This is a genomic window from Enterobacter sp. DVT3837 (assembly GCF_056238685.1).
Genome location: NZ_JBWDLA010000001.1, coordinates 1587437 through 1602187 on the forward strand (window position 1 = coordinate 1587437; position 14751 = coordinate 1602187).

Consider the following 14751-nt stretch of genomic DNA (forward strand, 5'->3'; position numbering starts at 1 on the left):
GACAAAGTGAAGGCTTTGCGCCTTCCGGCTGCAAAGGGAATGATTGGGGCACTGGTTAATATCAATCGTTAATATCAATCGCTTACCAACCCGGAGCTTTGTCACCATGCCAATGACAAATTTTTTCCGCGCCGCAGTAGAGGGCGCAACCTGTGACGGTCGAGTACTGGAACGTCAGCACATCACCGAAATGGCCGAACAGTATGATCCCCAGGTATATGGCGCCCGCGTCAATCTGGAACACATTTTAGGCTGGTCGCCGACAAGCGATTTCCGCGCGTATGGTGACGTGGTTGAAGCCAAAGCCGAAGAGATTGCCGAGGGCCCGTTAAAGGGCAAACTGGCGCTTCTGGTGAAGGTGGACGCCACGGACGAACTGGTAGAACTGAAAGGCAAACGCCAGAAAATCTACCATAGCATTGAGGTGCATCCGTCCTTTGCCGACACCGGAAAAGCCTACCTTATGGGGCTGGCCTGTACCGATAACCCGGCGAGCCTGGGCACCGAAATGATGAAGTTTTGCACCCAGAACGCCAGCGCCAACCCACTGGCAGCGCGTCACTACGCACCTGAATGCTTCTTCACTGAAACCCTGGAATCATCCCTCGAATTTGCGCAGGAAGAGCCGCCAGCGTCCGACGCCGGGAAGAATTTCTTTTCCCGTATCAAGGAAATGCTGACCGGAACCCGCCAGCACTTCGATCGTGAAAATGGCGATATCCGCCAGGCGGTTGAACTGGTAGCGGAAAGTCAGGGTGAATTGCTGGACAAGATGGAAAAACTGAGCGCAGGGCAGCTTAAGAACAAGCAGACCGCCGAAGCGGTGGATAAGTTGCGCTCTGAGTTCGACGAGATGAAAGCGCAGCTTTCTACCCAGGACGCCAGTAAATACCGCCGCCCGGAAGCGACCGGCGCAACTGAAAAATCTAACGCCCAGCTTGCTGACTGCTGATCGCCGCCAGTAACGAAGGAACAGTACAGGAAATATAACTATGCGTAATTCTACCCGTGAATTGTTTGATGCGTATCTTGAGCGACAAGCTGAACTGAATCACATCAATAAGTCCCACGTAACAAAGGCGTTCAGCATTGATCCGAGCGTTGAGCAGACGCTTGAAGACAAGGTGCAGCAGTCTTCCGAAATGTTGAAGAAGATTAATATCTACGGCGTTAACGATCAGTCCGGTGAAAAAATCGGTCTGGGTGTGAGCGGCCCGATCTCCAGCACCAACAATTCCACCACCGATCGCCGCCAGCCTGTTTCCGTCACGGCGCTGGATTCAAACAAGTACACCTGTAATAAGGTGAACGCGGATACTTTCGCCTCTTATGCGCAGCTTGATGCCTGGGCTAAATTCCCCGATTTCCAGCAGCGTCTGAGCAATCAGATCATCCAGCGTATCGCGCTTGATCGCATCATGATCGGCTTTAACGGAACCAGCTACGCGGATAAGTCAGACCGCAACGCCAACCCGCTTTTGCAGGATTGTGGCATCGGCTGGCTGCAACAGTACCGCGCAAACGCGCCGCAACGTGTAATGAAAGATATCACCGTGACCAGCCGCGACGATTCCAACCAGGTGATCGCTAAAGGTGATTACGGTAACTACGACTCGCTGGTTTATGACGCGGTTAACTCACTGATGGACGAGTGGTACAAAGATTCGCCCAATCTGGTGGTGATCACCGGTCGTAACCTGACGGTTAGCCGTTCGTTCCCGATCATCAACGCTGTCAGCACCAATAACCCGAACTCCGAAGCGCTGGCCGGTCAGTTGATCGCATCGCGTAAGACGATCGGCAACCTGCCTTCGTTCATCGCGCCTTTCTTCCCTGATGGCAGCATGTTTATCACTTCGTGGGAAAACCTGTCGATTTACTGGCAGGAAGGTGCGCACCGTCGCCGCATTGTGGAAGAGCCGGAATATAACCGCGTCTCTACCTACAGTTCGTCAAATGATGCCTATGTTGTTGAAGATTACGGCTTCGGCTGTCTGATCGAAGGCATTACCGCCGCCGAACCAGCACCGGCACCATAAATCAGCGCAGGCCAGCTAACTGCTGGCCGCTTTGGGGGCATCATGTTGACACCTGCTCAACAACATTTTAACCGCGTGATGGCTGAACGCCGCCACGCCAGCCGTGAGCCGTCGCAGCTTGAAATGACGGCCTACGAAACCATGCTTCACCGCCTGCGACTGGATAAAGCCCGTTTAAGCCGTGTCCAGTCCCAGAAGGCTAAAGCGGATTTAAAACGCGAACTGCTGCCGGACTACCAGCCGTGGATCGAAGGCGTACTTACGGCAGATTCCGGCCAGTCTGACGACGTGTTAACCACCGTCATGATCTGGTGCTGTGACTGCGGAAACATCGCTGAAGCCCTGCGCATTGGTCAGTATGTCTTGCGCCATAAGTTGCCGATGCCGGATCAGTATCGCCGCACCACTGCCACCGTACTGGTGGAAGAAATTTGCGATCCCGTCCTGGCTGCATTCAAAGCTAACCCGGCTGTTGCGCCGGTCGCCGCTGACCTGCTGGAAGCATTACGGGGCTTGACCCTGAACGAAGATATGCCGGATGAGGTGCGTTCAAAGCTGCTTAAGGCGCTGGGGTATACGCTGCGCCTGACTGACAACGTTGAATCGCTTACCGCTGCGGTTGAATACCTGCGCCAGGCGGCAGTGTTGAACCCGAAAAAAGCAGGTGTAACCCGTGATATTGAGCTTCTGCAACGTGCGCTTAAGAAGTCCGGGCAACCTGCTGACGGTGACGGCGCAGACGGCCAGCCAGAAGCAAACAGCACCGAAACCCAGACGGCAACGCCGCCAGCCCAGCCAAAAGCGAAGCGGGAAGCCAAAAAGCCCGCTGCTAAAAGCAAGCCGGCAGCGAAGAAAAGAACCACGACAGCCCGCCAGAAGGCGGCGTCATAACCGAACGTGCCCCCGCGCACCCAGGCGGCACGGCAGGCGAAAACAGGCAACGCCGCGTCTTCGTCCTGCCGTCCACCGCCTGACTTATACGGAGTAGAGATCATGAGTCTGGTAGCCACTGAGCCAGTACGGCCACCATCCGATCCTGTGCCTGATGATGGCGGCGCGAAAGTTGAAAGCCTGCCATTCTGGCCGGTCATTTCGCTGGCTGAACTACGCCGCGCGATGCGTCTTGATGGGCAGGTGACAACCGATCGCCTGATGTCGCGAACGGTGGAAGCGGTGGCCCATGTTAATGATCAGCTTTTCCTGTGGCGCCAGGTGCAGATTGATGCGGGCTATGAGTCATTGGCAGAAATTCCGGCCAGTCCGGTGAATGGCATTTCCGTGAAGGTATGGCGCTATAAAAACGCCGTGTATTCACTCACTAAGGCGCTGTTGATTGAAGGCTACCGCGATATTGACACCACCAGTAAAGGCGAAGACCACGCGGCGGCATTGAGCACGCAGATCGATACGCTGTGGCGGGATGTGCGCTGGTCAATCCGTGATATCCAGGACGAAAGCCGGGGCCTGGCGGAGTTGGTGTAATGAACGTTCAGGCGCAGCAAAACGACACGATCGACCTGCTTTGCTGGCGCTATTACGGCAGAACAGCAGGCGTTACCGAGGCGGTGATCGATGCCAATAAGGGCATTTCCGCCGCCACTGAGTTGCAGGCCGGGCAGATTGTCTACCTGCCAGAGATCCAGCCGCCAGCCCAGCGGGAAACCGTGCAGCTATGGGATTAAGGGGGAGGGTATGCACGACACACCACCGGGATTACTCGAACAAACAATGAAATGGATCGCTACTTATCTGCCGACACTGTTTGCGGCTGGTGCGGCGCTGAGTATTTCGGCGCTAATGAGCCTTTACGATGGGCAGTCTTTGCTTAAAACCGCCACCGGATCGCTGGTATGTGGGATTGTCACGCTTGCTGTGGCCGGTTCGCTGGAATATCTGGGGCTTCCGTACAACGCAGTAACGTTCGTAGGCGCCTCAATCGGATTTATGGGAGCGGATAAAGTCCGCAACAAAGTTACCGGGTTTATCGAAAACCGAATCGGAGGGATGAAAGGTGGAGATGAGCAATAACGGCATCAACATGCTGAAAGGCTTTGAAGGGTGCAGGTTGGCCGCTTATCAGGATTCTGTAGGCGTCTGGACGATCGGTTATGGATGGACTCAACCCGTCAACGGCGTGCCGGTTGGCAAGGGCATGACCATCACGCAGGAAACTGCCGATAGCCTGTTGCGTAGCGGTCTGGTGCAGTATGAAAAAGGCGTTACGGGGCTGGTTAAAGTCACTATCAATCAAAATCAGTTCGATGCGCTGGTTGATTTTGCCTACAACCTGGGCGTAAAGGCGCTGGAAGGTTCCACACTGCTGAAAAAGCTGAATGCTGGCGATTTCACCGGGGCTGCGGCCGAGTTTCCGAAATGGAATAAAGCAGGTGGCAAGGTGTTGCCGGGGCTGGTTAAGCGCCGGGAAGCCGAGCGCACGTTATTTCTGGCCTGATCATTTTTAACTGTGCTGGTCGTGCGTATCGAGCGCGGTCATTTTTGACAGTGCTCCAGCACGTCCGGTATTGACGGTGCGAGCTGGCGAGAGGTTTTGAAATGGGGCTGTTATCACGCTGGAAAGTGATCGTTTGTCTTGTGCTGGCCGCTGCTGCTGTATGGGGTTTTAGCCACTGGCGTTACAGCGCCGGTTACGGTGATGCCGATCAGCACTGGCGTGAAAAGTGGGCGCAACGTGATGCACGCGACGCCACCGCGCTGGCGCAAAGACAGGCTGATGCCAGGGCAGAAGAACAACGCCGACAAGGTGAAATTGATGCGATCAGAAAACAAGTCAGCCAGCAGCTTGCTGGCGTGCAGGCTGATGCCGATCGTGCCCGTGCTGCTTCTCGTGGGCTGCACGACAGGGCCGACAAACTCGCCAGGCAACTGGCAGACCGTGAACGCGCCTGCGGTGCCGGAACTCCCGGCAGAAGCGAGGCAGAAACCAGCGGCGCCGTACTGCTCGCCGACCTGTTCCGCCGCGCTGATGATCGAGCGGGGCAACTGGCAAAAGATGCTGATGAAGCAAGAGCCAGAGGATTAGCCTGTGAGGCTGCATATGATGCGGTTAAGTCCGGGAGGGATAAGTAATGCTTAAACCCGATTTGCTGCGCCAGATGATAAGCCAGCATGTGCCCTGGCTGCGCGAGAATCCCGATAATCTGGCGGTTTACCTGCGTAAAGGCCGTATGGTCAGCACCGGCCAGCGTGCTGCTGCGTTTGAGTATCGCTATACGCTGGAAGTGCTGGTGATGGATTACCCTGAATCGCTGGATACTATCAGCGTGCCGGTGCTGGCATGGGCGCGCTTATATCAGCCTGATCTGTTGTTTAACCCGGACAGGCAGCAGAACGGCATAACATTCGAAGCCGATATCCTGAGTAACAGTACAATGGACGTGCTGATCCAGATTCAGGCTGATGAAGCGGTGATCGTCACCCGTGAAGATGGCGAGATCGTCACCCGTCACCGTGCTGACCCTGCACCGGGGCCAGAAATTGGCGCGTGGTCACTGGTATTTGTTGATGAGGTCAGCGGCGAAACATGGCAGGACAACAAACCGATCCCCTCTTCCAGCAGTTAGACGACTGGCTAGCCAGTGTGGCCGCGCAGCTTTCGCCGGGGCACCGTCGCAAGTTGACGCGCGACGTTGCGATCGGGCTGCGTAAGCGCCAGCAAAAGCGTATCGCCAGCCAGAAGAACCCCAGCGGTGAAAGCTATCAGGCCCGCCGCCGCAAAATCCTGCGCACCCAGGGCGGGATAAAGTTCATATGGAATGATGAGGCCAGGGAGTTACGCAACTGGCGAACCACGGGCAGGGGTGAGCACCGCGCAATCACCGGCTATGACGTGGATCGCGGTGCCCTGCGTACATTCTATAAGCGTGATATTCAGCGCTATATTGAAATCAATCTCAACCAGTCCAAGCAAAACCGCACCAGAAAGGATCCGATGTTCCGCAAGCTGCGTACCGCACGCTTTCTTAAGGCTTACGGTACGGGCGGCATGGCCGTGGTTGGTTTTCAGGGGCATACCGCCGAAATTGCCAGCGTTCACCAGTACGGTGAAGTTGATAACGTGGTGCCGGGTGCCCGTGCGCGTTACCCGGTGCGTGAACTCCTGGGCATGACCGAGGGGGATTTAGACTGGCTGGCCGATACAGTTGTTACCTTCATGCAAGAGATTTGATTGTCACCAACCCGCCACAATGGCGCCGCGTTGTTTGCGCGCGCGCGACTCCTGATACTGACTGCATAACCCAAAAGCCGAAACGGTCGTAAAGCCTGCTACCGGGTGGAAGCGACGCCGGACAGCGTAACCGGCACCACGGGAAACAGTCAGCATTATGAATTTAAACGAACTCTATCGCCTTATCTGCAATCTCGCCCGCATTGGCACCGTGCTGGAAGTGGATACAGAAAAGTATCTTGCACGCGTCGAAACCGGCGAGAACAAAACCGACTGGATCCGCTGGGCAGTGCCGCGTGCCGGTGAAGCCGTGACGTGGTGGGCGCCGACAGTGGGCGAACAGGTTTATATTTTGTGCCCCTGCGGTGAGATGGAAACGGCATTCATTGCCGGAAGCCTTTACAGCGAAGCCGCACCACCGCCAGATGCTGGCGCTACCACCTGCGTGATCCTGCACCCGGATGGCGCCCGTATCTCATATGACCCGGAGGCCAGCGCGCTGGTTGTCAGTGGGGTTAAAACGGCAAGCGTAACCGCGTCGGAATCTATTACAGCCACCGTGCCAGTGGTAACGGTCAAGGCAGATACGCGCGTTACCCTGGACACGCCGGAAGTGGTCTGCACCAACAAGCTGATCACCGCCACGCTGGAAGTGCAAAAGGGCGGGGAAATGAAGGGCAATATTACCCATTCAGGCGGATCGCTTTCGTCTAATGGTGTCGTTGTCCATTCTCACAAACATAGCGGCGTCCAGTCCGGTGGTAGTAATACAGGTGGCCCGGTATGAGTACAGTCCGTTACAGCGGCATGAATGCCAGTTCAGGCCATGCCATCACCGACAACGAGCATATAGCGCAGTCTATCGGCGATATTCTGTTAACGCCGATCGGTTCCCGTGTAATGCGCCGCGCTTACGGTTCGCAGCTTTTCAACCTGATAGATCAGCCGGTCGATAACGCCATAACGAAGCTGCGCGTTATGTCTGCCATCTACAGCGCCCTGTATTTATGGGAACCGCGGATCTCTCTGACCAGTATCACCCTGAGCGCGCCGGGTGCCGGTCGGCTGGTTGCCACTATCCAGGCCAATCGCACCGACAATCAGACGCCATTTAACGCTGATATTACATTGAGGGGCCAGGCATGAGCGGCACGATCGATTTATCGCAGCTACCGCCGCCCGTGGTGGTTGAACCGCTGGACTTCGAAACGCTTTTCGCGCAGCGCAAGGCGGCATTTATTGCGATGTACCCGGAAGACGAGCAGGAAGAGATCGCCCGCACGCTTGAGCTTGAATCGGAGCCGATCACCATGCTGCTGGAAGAGAATTGCTATCGCGAATTGCTGTTGCGCCAGCGGGTGAATGAAGCAGCCCGCGCGGTGATGCTGGCTTATTCCACGGATAGCGATCTGGATAATCTGGCGGTCAATTTCAACGTTGAACGTCTGACCATTCAGGAAGAAGACGACAGCGTTACACCGCCAATTGAAGCCGTGATGGAGTCAGACCCAGATTTACGCACGCGTACCCAGCAGGCTTTTGAAGGTCTGAGCGTGGCCGGGCCAACTGCGGCGTATGAATTTTGGGGGCGTTCAGCAGACGGGCGCGTAGCTGATATTTCGGCGGTGAGTCCTACGCCTGCCTGCGTCACCATTTCGGTGCTGTCGCGCGAAGGTGACGGAACGGCCAGCGATGATCTGCTTTCCGTGGTCGCTGCTGCCCTGAACGATGAAGAAGTGCGCCCGGTGGCCGACAGGGTAACGGTGCAGTCTGCGGAGATCGTGCCGTATCAGATTGATGCAACGCTTTACATCTATCCGGGGCCGGAAGCTGAACCCGTCCGGCAGGCATCGGAACAGCAGTTACAGGCGTATATTGCCGCGCAGAATCGCTTAGGGCGCGATATCCGTCTTTCAGCTATCTACGCCGCCCTGCACGTCGAAGGCGTCCAGCGCGTGGAACTGGCGCAGCCTGTTGCGGATATTGTGCTGAGTGACTACCAGGCATCGCACTGCACCGAATACACCATAACGGTGGGTGGTTACGATGAGTAATGACCTGTTACCACCCAGCGCCAGCCGAATGGAGCGCGTCGCCGCGCGCGTCTGTGCGTCGTTGGGTGAAGTGCCCGTGCCGCTGCGCCAGTTGTGGAACCCGTGGACGTGTCGGGCTGATCTGTTGCCCTATCTGGCGTGGGCCTTCTCCGTTGATCGCTGGGATGAGGCCTGGCCGATAAGCACAAAACGAAAGGCGGTGGCCGATGCGTTTTACCTGCATAAGTACAAGGGTACAACGGGCGCCATGCGCCGGGTTGTGGAGCCGTTCGGCTTCTTCATCCGGGTTAACGAGTGGTGGAACATCGACACCGCACCGGGCACCTTCACGCTGGATATTGGCGTGGAAGACCAGGGCATTAGTGAAGAAACCTATCAGGAACTTGAACGCCTGATCGCCGATGTGAAGCCGTGCAGCCGTCATATGCTGGGAATGTCTCTTCACCTGCAAACAACCGGCGATCTGTCTATCGGCGCGGGCAGTTATTCCGGCGATACGCTAACCGTGTACCCGTATTTTCCTGAAACCATAGCCGTGGGCGGTGATGATTACACCGGGGCGGCAATCCATTTAATTGACACCGTGGAGATCGCAAGTGGCGACTAAATATTATGCCGTGCTAACCAATGTGGGCGCGGCGAAACTGGCAAATGCCACGGCATTGGGTGCGCAGGTTGAGATCACCCAGATGGCTGTAGGCGATGGTAACGGCGTATTGCCGACGCCGAACCCGGCACAAACGGCGCTGATTCATGAGCTGCGACGCGCACCGCTCAATAGCCTGAGCATTGACCCGAACAACGCCAACCAGATTATTGCCGAACAGGTGATCCCCGAAGACGTGGGCGGGTGGTGGATCCGTGAAATCGGTTTATTCGATAAAGACGGCGATATGATTGCCGCAGCCAACTGTGCGGAAACCTATAAGCCGCAGTTGCAGGAGGGGAGCGGGCGCGTTCAGATTGTCCGCATGATCCTGATCGTCAGCAGCACCGCCGCCGTGACGCTGAAAATCGATCCGTCCGTGGTGCTTGCAACCCGTCAATATGTCGATCAGATTGCTACAGGGATGCTTAAAAAAAGCGAGAATGGTGCTGATATTACTGATAAACAGAAGTTTTTACAGAATATCGGGCTTTTCAATATCGTTAACCCAGCAAGTCCAAACCAGACCGTACTTTATACCCCGGACATGAAAAAATGTCTGGTCATCCGTGAGGACGGGACATGGGGGGCAAGGGTAGTCAATAACGGTCAGGTGATAGCGCTGCCTGTGGTTTCGGGGGGCACCGGGGCAACAACCGCAGAGGATGCCAGAAAAAATCTTGGTCTTGATGTTCTGCTGGACGGTAAGCAGCCGCTGAACGATGTGCTGACAACCTTTGCCGGGCTGGTGATGCAACAGAACACCCTGCCTTATTTTACTGGTGATAAACAGGCGGCAGTGACCGCGATCAGTGAGTTTATGCGCGTGATGCTGGGGAAAGGGGATGCAGCCAGTATTGCGGCTTATCTGGGGATGGGAAGCGGTGCGCCGGTGATTGGTTCTCCTTTCGCATGGCCTCTGGCGCAGATGCCGAGCGACGTGTTTGATGACATGAAAAACATGGTATTCCTGAAAGTGAATGGTGCGCCATTTGATAAAAATAAATACAGCAAGCTGGGGGTTACTTATCAATCTGGGGTGCTGCCGGATATGCGCGGTGAGTTTATGCGCGGATGGGATGATGGACGCGGAGTTGATGCAGGCCGCGGCCTGTTAAGCGCTCAGGGTCATGCCTATCAAAGCCACTCGCACCGATTGCTCATGAGCGCAGGTAGCACAGGGAGCGGCAATGTTATTGGTATTGATAGTAGTTTAAATGGAACGCTCACTTACGGCATTAACCAACCAGACGGCGGGCAAATTCAGGCGATTGAAAATGCAGGGGGCACCGAAACCCGACCACGTAACATCGCATTTAACTACATTGTGAGGGCGGCATAATGGCGAAAGCAATATTGAACAAAAGCGGGATTGCCGCAAAGGCCGGTGATATTACCGTTTATAACTATGACGGCGTAACGCATGAATATCTTACGTCATCAGTCGAGTTTCTGGCCTTGGGGGTTGGTATTCCAGCCAACTCCTGCACTGACGCGCCAGGCGAAAGCAAAGTAGGTTTCTCTATTTGCCGGACAGAAGATTTTACCGCATGGGAATACGTCGCCGATCATCGTGGTGAAACGGTATACAACACTGAAACACATGAAGCGGTTATTATTACTGCGCCGGGTGATTACCCGGAGGGAACCACCACGCTGGCACCTTCGACGCCTTATGATACGTGGAACGGTAGCGAGTGGGTGACGGATACGGAAGTGCAGCAAGCTGCGGAAGTGGAAGCGGCCGAGCAACAGAAAGCTGCGCTACTCCTTGAGGCGCAGGCAACGATCAGTCTCTGGCAGACGGAGCTACAGTTAGGCATTATCAGCGATGAAGATAAAGCCAGCCTGATCGCCTGGATGAACTACATCAAAGCAGTGCAGGCGGTTGACACGTCGAAAGCGCCGGATATCACCTGGCCGGATAAGCCGGAATAAGTTTTCATTCCGGCACGCATGGCCGGTTCTAACCGTGCTGGCCGTGCGTATCGAGTACAGTCGTTTTTAACGGTGCTGTAGCACGGTCAGTTATGGCGGTGCCGCCAGGAGGGGAAGCGGGCAAGAGCCCGCTTTTCTTATATCGAAAGGTTGGTTTTCACCAGAGAGAAGAGATCGTCGGTGGTGGTTTCAGCCAGCTTTTCCCGTATGTCCTCGCTTACCCGTTTCAGGTTGAGCGTGAAATCAATTTTCTTTGCCTTCCCGTCCTTAAAAAACTCCGTCCGGTTTTGCGTGATCTGCTCAATTACATACATGCCGTAGATCCTGCCTGTGCCTTCTATCAGGGGCCACGGGCGCCCGGAAAAAGCCATAGTTTCCAGCATGACAAGCGACACATCACCGCCGCTTATTTCGGGGTACAGCGTGCCGCTGAGTACGAACGGTTCTTCATCTGCACCAATGAACTGATAGCGCGGGGATTTCCCCACGCGATCGTTTTTGACGTGCCGCCAGGAGTTGGTTTTATTCGCACTCTGGTAAGGCGTGGTTTGCAGTGAAAAGGGGAACATCCCCAGAATCATCATCATGATATTGCCCTTAGACGTGATCGGTCAGTTGGGAACGCTTGCGCCGGTCGGCCTGCTGCTTCGCTAACGCAAGTTCTTCGCGCACGCGCCTGATAATGGTTTCTTCATCCAGTTTCTGGCCGCTAAAGTCGAAGTTAAGGTTATATACATCGCCACCCGGTGCAGGCATCAGCGCAGCGACGGAAGCCGCAGACGGCGACGCCGAAACGGGCACCCGTGCAGCGGGCTTCTCAACCTGCCACGGCGTAACGGAAGCGATCAGCGATCCGGCCTGCTGCGTCACCCAATCGGTAAGGGATGGTAGCTGGCGCTGCGCCTGCTTAAGTGGTTCCGAATATCCGCCCCGGATCGGGATATAGGGCTGCTTATTCTTGAAGACAATTTCGCCGGGGCCGTCTTTCTTCTCCGTGGTATTGGTGGCGATCTTGTCCAGGCTGCTGCTCATCTTCGGCACGATGTTGGCCGGGCCCTTGAGCGAGTTAATTAAGCTTTCCTGCTTTTTCTGCTGGTCAATGGCCTGCTGTTGCTTCTGGTTGGTTTTCTTCTGCTGATCGTCTTTCGGCGACCAGTTCCAACCCTTTTTAACCATTTTCTTTTGCTGCGGATCCCACTCCCAGACAACAGGGTCTTTGTGCATACTTTCCGCAGCTTGCTGCGCTGCTTTTGTTGCGTCGGGGATGGCGCCGAGTTTTTCCAGTACCCATCCTATACCGCGCGCTATTCCTTCGATTATTGGTGTTAATGCAGATAGAGCGTTACCGACAACCTTACCGAACGTTTCCCCGGCACTGGTGCAGGAGGCTAGCGCTTCGCTGGAGAACTGGATAGGTTCGAATAGTTTTGTGAACCACTCCCAGACGCCACCGACAGCATTACCGATAGAGTCAAAGAGTGGGGCTAGTGGTGCAAAGGCTGTACTAAATGCTGAGGTTAAAGGCTGTAAGCCACTCATTAACCCGGTGTAAAAGCCAGTGAAAAAGGCTTTTATAGGTTCCCAGAATTTAATAACGGCGATCGCTGCTGCTGATAAAGCGATTACCAGTATTCCAATAGGGCTAAGAAGTAATGATAACCCGCCACCCAACGCCATCATTACGGTGCGTCCAACGTTCAGCAAAGCGCCGAAACCGGAGGTCGCCAGAGTTCTGAGGCCATTACCAAGCCAGGTTATAGCCGTCATAGGCCTTGTGAATAGGGTAAATAGCCCCTGTCCGGCAGCAACAGCACCGCGTGAAAGTGCCATTAACGCTGTGTTTAACCCGCCAATAGCTTGTTTACTAAATTGGGTAATGCCAGACGCAGCAGCTCGGAAGAGGGCAGGCCAGTCTTTAATACTTCGGCCCACGCCAGATAGTGAGGGGATCAGCCCGCGTAATGTGCTGGATAATTTTCCCAGCGAGCCTATGAGGGGAGTTACCCCACCGGAGCCAGCCAGCGTGGTGAAGCTGAGGCGAACAAGTGCCATCGGGCCGAGCACTGCGCCGATGGTCAGCATCAGGCCACCCACGACAACCAGCAACGCGCCTATGGCTGCGGTGACTTTCATGATTGAGCCAACCAGAGCCGGGTTTGCCTCAACCCAGCGGCGGACGCTGCCAACCACCTTACTGACGGTAAGCATGATATCCATCAGCGGTTCGCGGAGCGTTTCCCCTGCTGAACTCAATGCGTTAACCGCGCCGGTTTTGGTCAGTTGCCACTGAGCTGAAAGGGAAGCTTTATTGATATCAGATTCCCGATTCATGGAACCTTTAGCGGCTGCGCCCTGCGTCAGTTCTATCTGGCGGCGTAGTTCGGGCAGGTTGTTCGCAAGTTTCTGCGCATCATCGCCGAACTCTTTACCGAAAATCTGAGTAAGGTTGGCTACCTGCTTATCTGGTGCAAGTTTTTTGGACGCTTCCAGCACTGAAATGATCGTGCCCATCGCGTCCACTGACATGCTTTTCTGGACTTTTTCAGCATTGACGCCGATTTCATCCAGCGCACCCAAAAATTTATCGCTTTGTACTGTGGCGATCGATAGTTCGCGCACCATTGCATTGGTTGCGCTGGCGGCAACTTCGGCAGGTGATCCAAGCGTCAGGAAGGTGGAACCCAGCGCGGCGGCTTGCTTGTAATCCAGTTGGCTGGCAAGTCCGCCAACGCGCTGGAGCACGTCGATAATATCGGAGCCTTTCGACTTCGCGTTATCGTCCAGGTAGTTTATGGCGTCGCCTAACTGTTCAATATTCTGGGTAGGGATTTTATACAGCCCGGCAATCTTACCGAGACTTTCAGAAAGCTGATCGGCGGGCAGTTCAAAGGCTACCGAAGCTTTTGCCGCCATGCTGGCGAAAGCCAGCAGATCGGCTTTTTGTTTTTCCCACGGATCATCGCTGTTTGCCACGCCCATGCGCGCGCCACCTTCGACCAGGGCGGCATAGTCAACAGCGCCGTTAGCCATTGGTAGCTTTTCGCTGGCATCCATGATCGCCCGCTGCATTTCTTCATACTGCGGGGTGCGGTTGCCGCTGTCGTCACGCAAGCCGTTTACCTGTTTGGCTACGCCCTTCATCGCGTCTTCAAGGCTGCTGTAGGATTTCACCGCAGCGGCGACAGGTGCGAGGGTTGCCGCCCCTACTGCGGCGGTTTTCATCCCCCCGCTCATCATCTTTTCGCCGGTTTCTTTGGCGCGGCTGTAACGGGCCTGCGCCTGGTTAACAGCGTCAAGCCGTCGTTGCTGTTCGGCAAGCTGGCGGTTGTATTGCGCGGTGCGCTGGTTGATCTGTTCCGTCGCCCGGCTGGCGCTGCTGATCGCAATGCCTTCGCTGTAGAAGCTGGCGCGCAACTGGTTAAGCTGCGTCTGCTCGCCTTTCTGCTGCTGGGTTAACTGGCGAATGGCTGCACGTTGCTGATTGAGGGCGGAAACCTGTTCGGCGCTGCGCTGGCGTAACGGGCCATAAGCCGCCGCCATTTGCCGGGCCTGTTCTTTCGCCTGGGCCAGTTGTTCGGTGGTTTTTTTATTGGCTGCGGTGAGGCGGTCAAAGCTGGTTGCCTGACGCTCAAGCCCTTTAATGCTGGTTTTGGTCTGATTGATTTGAGACGCCAACGCGGCGGCACTCTGGCGCGCCGCGTTGACAGGGCGGGACATATTATTCAGGGCGCTGAATGCCACCCTGATATTTAAATTGCGGTCTGCCATTTAGTGATCTCCACCACTGCGCGCAGCCGCCTGATCACGCCATAACAGTATTTCCTGTACCGTCATGGCGTCCATCTCTACCGGCCGCCAGTGGAATATGACGGCGATATCTGCCATCAG

The 14751-nt window shown here is 55.5% G+C and carries 19 protein-coding genes; 16 read left to right on the forward strand and 3 right to left on the reverse strand.

Annotation, left to right across the window (positions count from 1 at the left end; translation table 11 throughout):
- The first annotated feature begins 106 nt into the window (after positions 1 to 106).
- The 16 genes from AC0XWG_RS07770 to AC0XWG_RS07845 all read left to right on the forward strand — a co-directional run bounded on the left by AC0XWG_RS07770 (position 107) and on the right by AC0XWG_RS07845 (position 10863).
- A complete protein-coding gene (locus AC0XWG_RS07770) occupies positions 107 to 952 on the forward strand; it encodes a GPO family capsid scaffolding protein (protein WP_032654168.1) in 846 nt (281 codons plus the stop codon).
- A 40-nt stretch (positions 953 to 992) separates the two neighbouring features.
- Positions 993 to 2039 (forward strand): phage major capsid protein, P2 family, encoded by a 1047-nt coding sequence (locus AC0XWG_RS07775; RefSeq protein ID WP_001246220.1) that lies wholly within the window; start codon positions 993 to 995, stop codon positions 2037 to 2039.
- A gap of 42 nt (positions 2040 to 2081) precedes the next feature.
- The gene (gene gpM / locus AC0XWG_RS07780; RefSeq protein ID WP_063408224.1) at positions 2082 to 2930 is read left to right on the forward strand and encodes a phage terminase small subunit; all 849 of its coding nucleotides are present in this window, start codon (positions 2082 to 2084) and stop codon (positions 2928 to 2930) included.
- 102 nt (positions 2931 to 3032) lie between these two features.
- Complete coding sequence (locus tag AC0XWG_RS07785) at positions 3033 to 3521, forward strand: head completion/stabilization protein (protein ID WP_063408225.1); 489 nt, start codon at positions 3033 to 3035, stop codon at positions 3519 to 3521.
- Complete coding sequence (locus tag AC0XWG_RS07790; protein WP_001102549.1) at positions 3521 to 3721, forward strand: tail protein X; 201 nt, start codon at positions 3521 to 3523, stop codon at positions 3719 to 3721. The genes AC0XWG_RS07785 and AC0XWG_RS07790 overlap by 1 nt, the downstream gene beginning before the upstream one ends.
- Before the next feature lie 10 nt (positions 3722 to 3731).
- The gene (locus tag AC0XWG_RS07795) at positions 3732 to 4067 is read left to right on the forward strand and encodes a phage holin, lambda family (RefSeq protein ID WP_422716955.1); all 336 of its coding nucleotides are present in this window, start codon (positions 3732 to 3734) and stop codon (positions 4065 to 4067) included.
- Positions 4051 to 4491, forward strand: a complete 441-nt coding sequence (locus AC0XWG_RS07800) for a lysozyme (RefSeq protein WP_023309713.1) — start codon at positions 4051 to 4053, stop codon at positions 4489 to 4491. The genes AC0XWG_RS07795 and AC0XWG_RS07800 overlap by 17 nt, the downstream gene beginning before the upstream one ends.
- Positions 4492 to 4592: 101 nt before the next feature.
- Complete coding sequence (locus AC0XWG_RS07805; RefSeq protein ID WP_074166069.1) at positions 4593 to 5126, forward strand: DUF2514 family protein; 534 nt, start codon at positions 4593 to 4595, stop codon at positions 5124 to 5126.
- On the forward strand, positions 5126 to 5620 hold the full coding sequence (locus AC0XWG_RS07810) for a phage tail protein (RefSeq protein ID WP_000917105.1): 495 nt from the start codon (positions 5126 to 5128) through the stop codon (positions 5618 to 5620). Before AC0XWG_RS07805 ends, AC0XWG_RS07810 begins: the two co-directional genes overlap by 1 nt.
- Positions 5581 to 6225 carry a phage virion morphogenesis protein gene (locus AC0XWG_RS07815; RefSeq protein WP_048275552.1) on the forward strand — a complete coding sequence of 215 codons (645 nt, stop codon included), beginning with the start codon at positions 5581 to 5583 and terminating at the stop codon, positions 6223 to 6225. Before AC0XWG_RS07810 ends, AC0XWG_RS07815 begins: the two co-directional genes overlap by 40 nt.
- 157 nt (positions 6226 to 6382) lie before the next feature.
- The gene (locus tag AC0XWG_RS07820) at positions 6383 to 7012 is read left to right on the forward strand and encodes a phage baseplate assembly protein V (RefSeq protein WP_063408226.1); all 630 of its coding nucleotides are present in this window, start codon (positions 6383 to 6385) and stop codon (positions 7010 to 7012) included.
- The gene (locus tag AC0XWG_RS07825) at positions 7009 to 7371 is read left to right on the forward strand and encodes a GPW/gp25 family protein (protein ID WP_000108899.1); all 363 of its coding nucleotides are present in this window, start codon (positions 7009 to 7011) and stop codon (positions 7369 to 7371) included. Before AC0XWG_RS07820 ends, AC0XWG_RS07825 begins: the two co-directional genes overlap by 4 nt.
- Positions 7368 to 8279 carry a baseplate assembly protein gene (locus AC0XWG_RS07830; RefSeq protein ID WP_016246759.1) on the forward strand — a complete coding sequence of 304 codons (912 nt, stop codon included), beginning with the start codon at positions 7368 to 7370 and terminating at the stop codon, positions 8277 to 8279. The genes AC0XWG_RS07825 and AC0XWG_RS07830 overlap by 4 nt, the downstream gene beginning before the upstream one ends.
- Positions 8272 to 8886 carry a phage tail protein I gene (locus AC0XWG_RS07835; protein ID WP_440698215.1) on the forward strand — a complete coding sequence of 205 codons (615 nt, stop codon included), beginning with the start codon at positions 8272 to 8274 and terminating at the stop codon, positions 8884 to 8886. Before AC0XWG_RS07830 ends, AC0XWG_RS07835 begins: the two co-directional genes overlap by 8 nt.
- Positions 8876 to 10267, forward strand: a complete 1392-nt coding sequence (locus AC0XWG_RS07840) for a phage tail-collar fiber domain-containing protein (RefSeq protein WP_475680514.1) — start codon at positions 8876 to 8878, stop codon at positions 10265 to 10267. The genes AC0XWG_RS07835 and AC0XWG_RS07840 overlap by 11 nt, the downstream gene beginning before the upstream one ends.
- Positions 10267 to 10863 (forward strand): tail fiber assembly protein, encoded by a 597-nt coding sequence (locus AC0XWG_RS07845; protein ID WP_440698213.1) that lies wholly within the window; start codon positions 10267 to 10269, stop codon positions 10861 to 10863. Before AC0XWG_RS07840 ends, AC0XWG_RS07845 begins: the two co-directional genes overlap by 1 nt.
- Positions 10864 to 11000: 137 nt before the next feature.
- Here the strand turns inward: AC0XWG_RS07845 and AC0XWG_RS07850 are convergent, their stop codons facing one another.
- The 3 genes from AC0XWG_RS07850 to AC0XWG_RS07860 are packed head-to-tail and all read right to left on the reverse strand — an operon-like array spanning position 11001 to position 14748.
- Positions 11001 to 11450 carry a phage tail protein gene (locus AC0XWG_RS07850; RefSeq protein WP_000979934.1) on the reverse strand — a complete coding sequence of 150 codons (450 nt, stop codon included), beginning with the start codon at positions 11448 to 11450 and terminating at the stop codon, positions 11001 to 11003.
- Positions 11451 to 11460: 10 nt separating this feature from the next.
- Complete coding sequence (locus AC0XWG_RS07855) at positions 11461 to 14631, reverse strand: phage tail tape measure protein (RefSeq protein ID WP_475680515.1); 3171 nt, start codon at positions 14629 to 14631, stop codon at positions 11461 to 11463.
- The gene (locus tag AC0XWG_RS07860) at positions 14632 to 14748 is read right to left on the reverse strand and encodes a GpE family phage tail protein (protein WP_000763324.1); all 117 of its coding nucleotides are present in this window, start codon (positions 14746 to 14748) and stop codon (positions 14632 to 14634) included.
- Between the last annotated feature and the right edge of the window lie 3 nt (positions 14749 to 14751).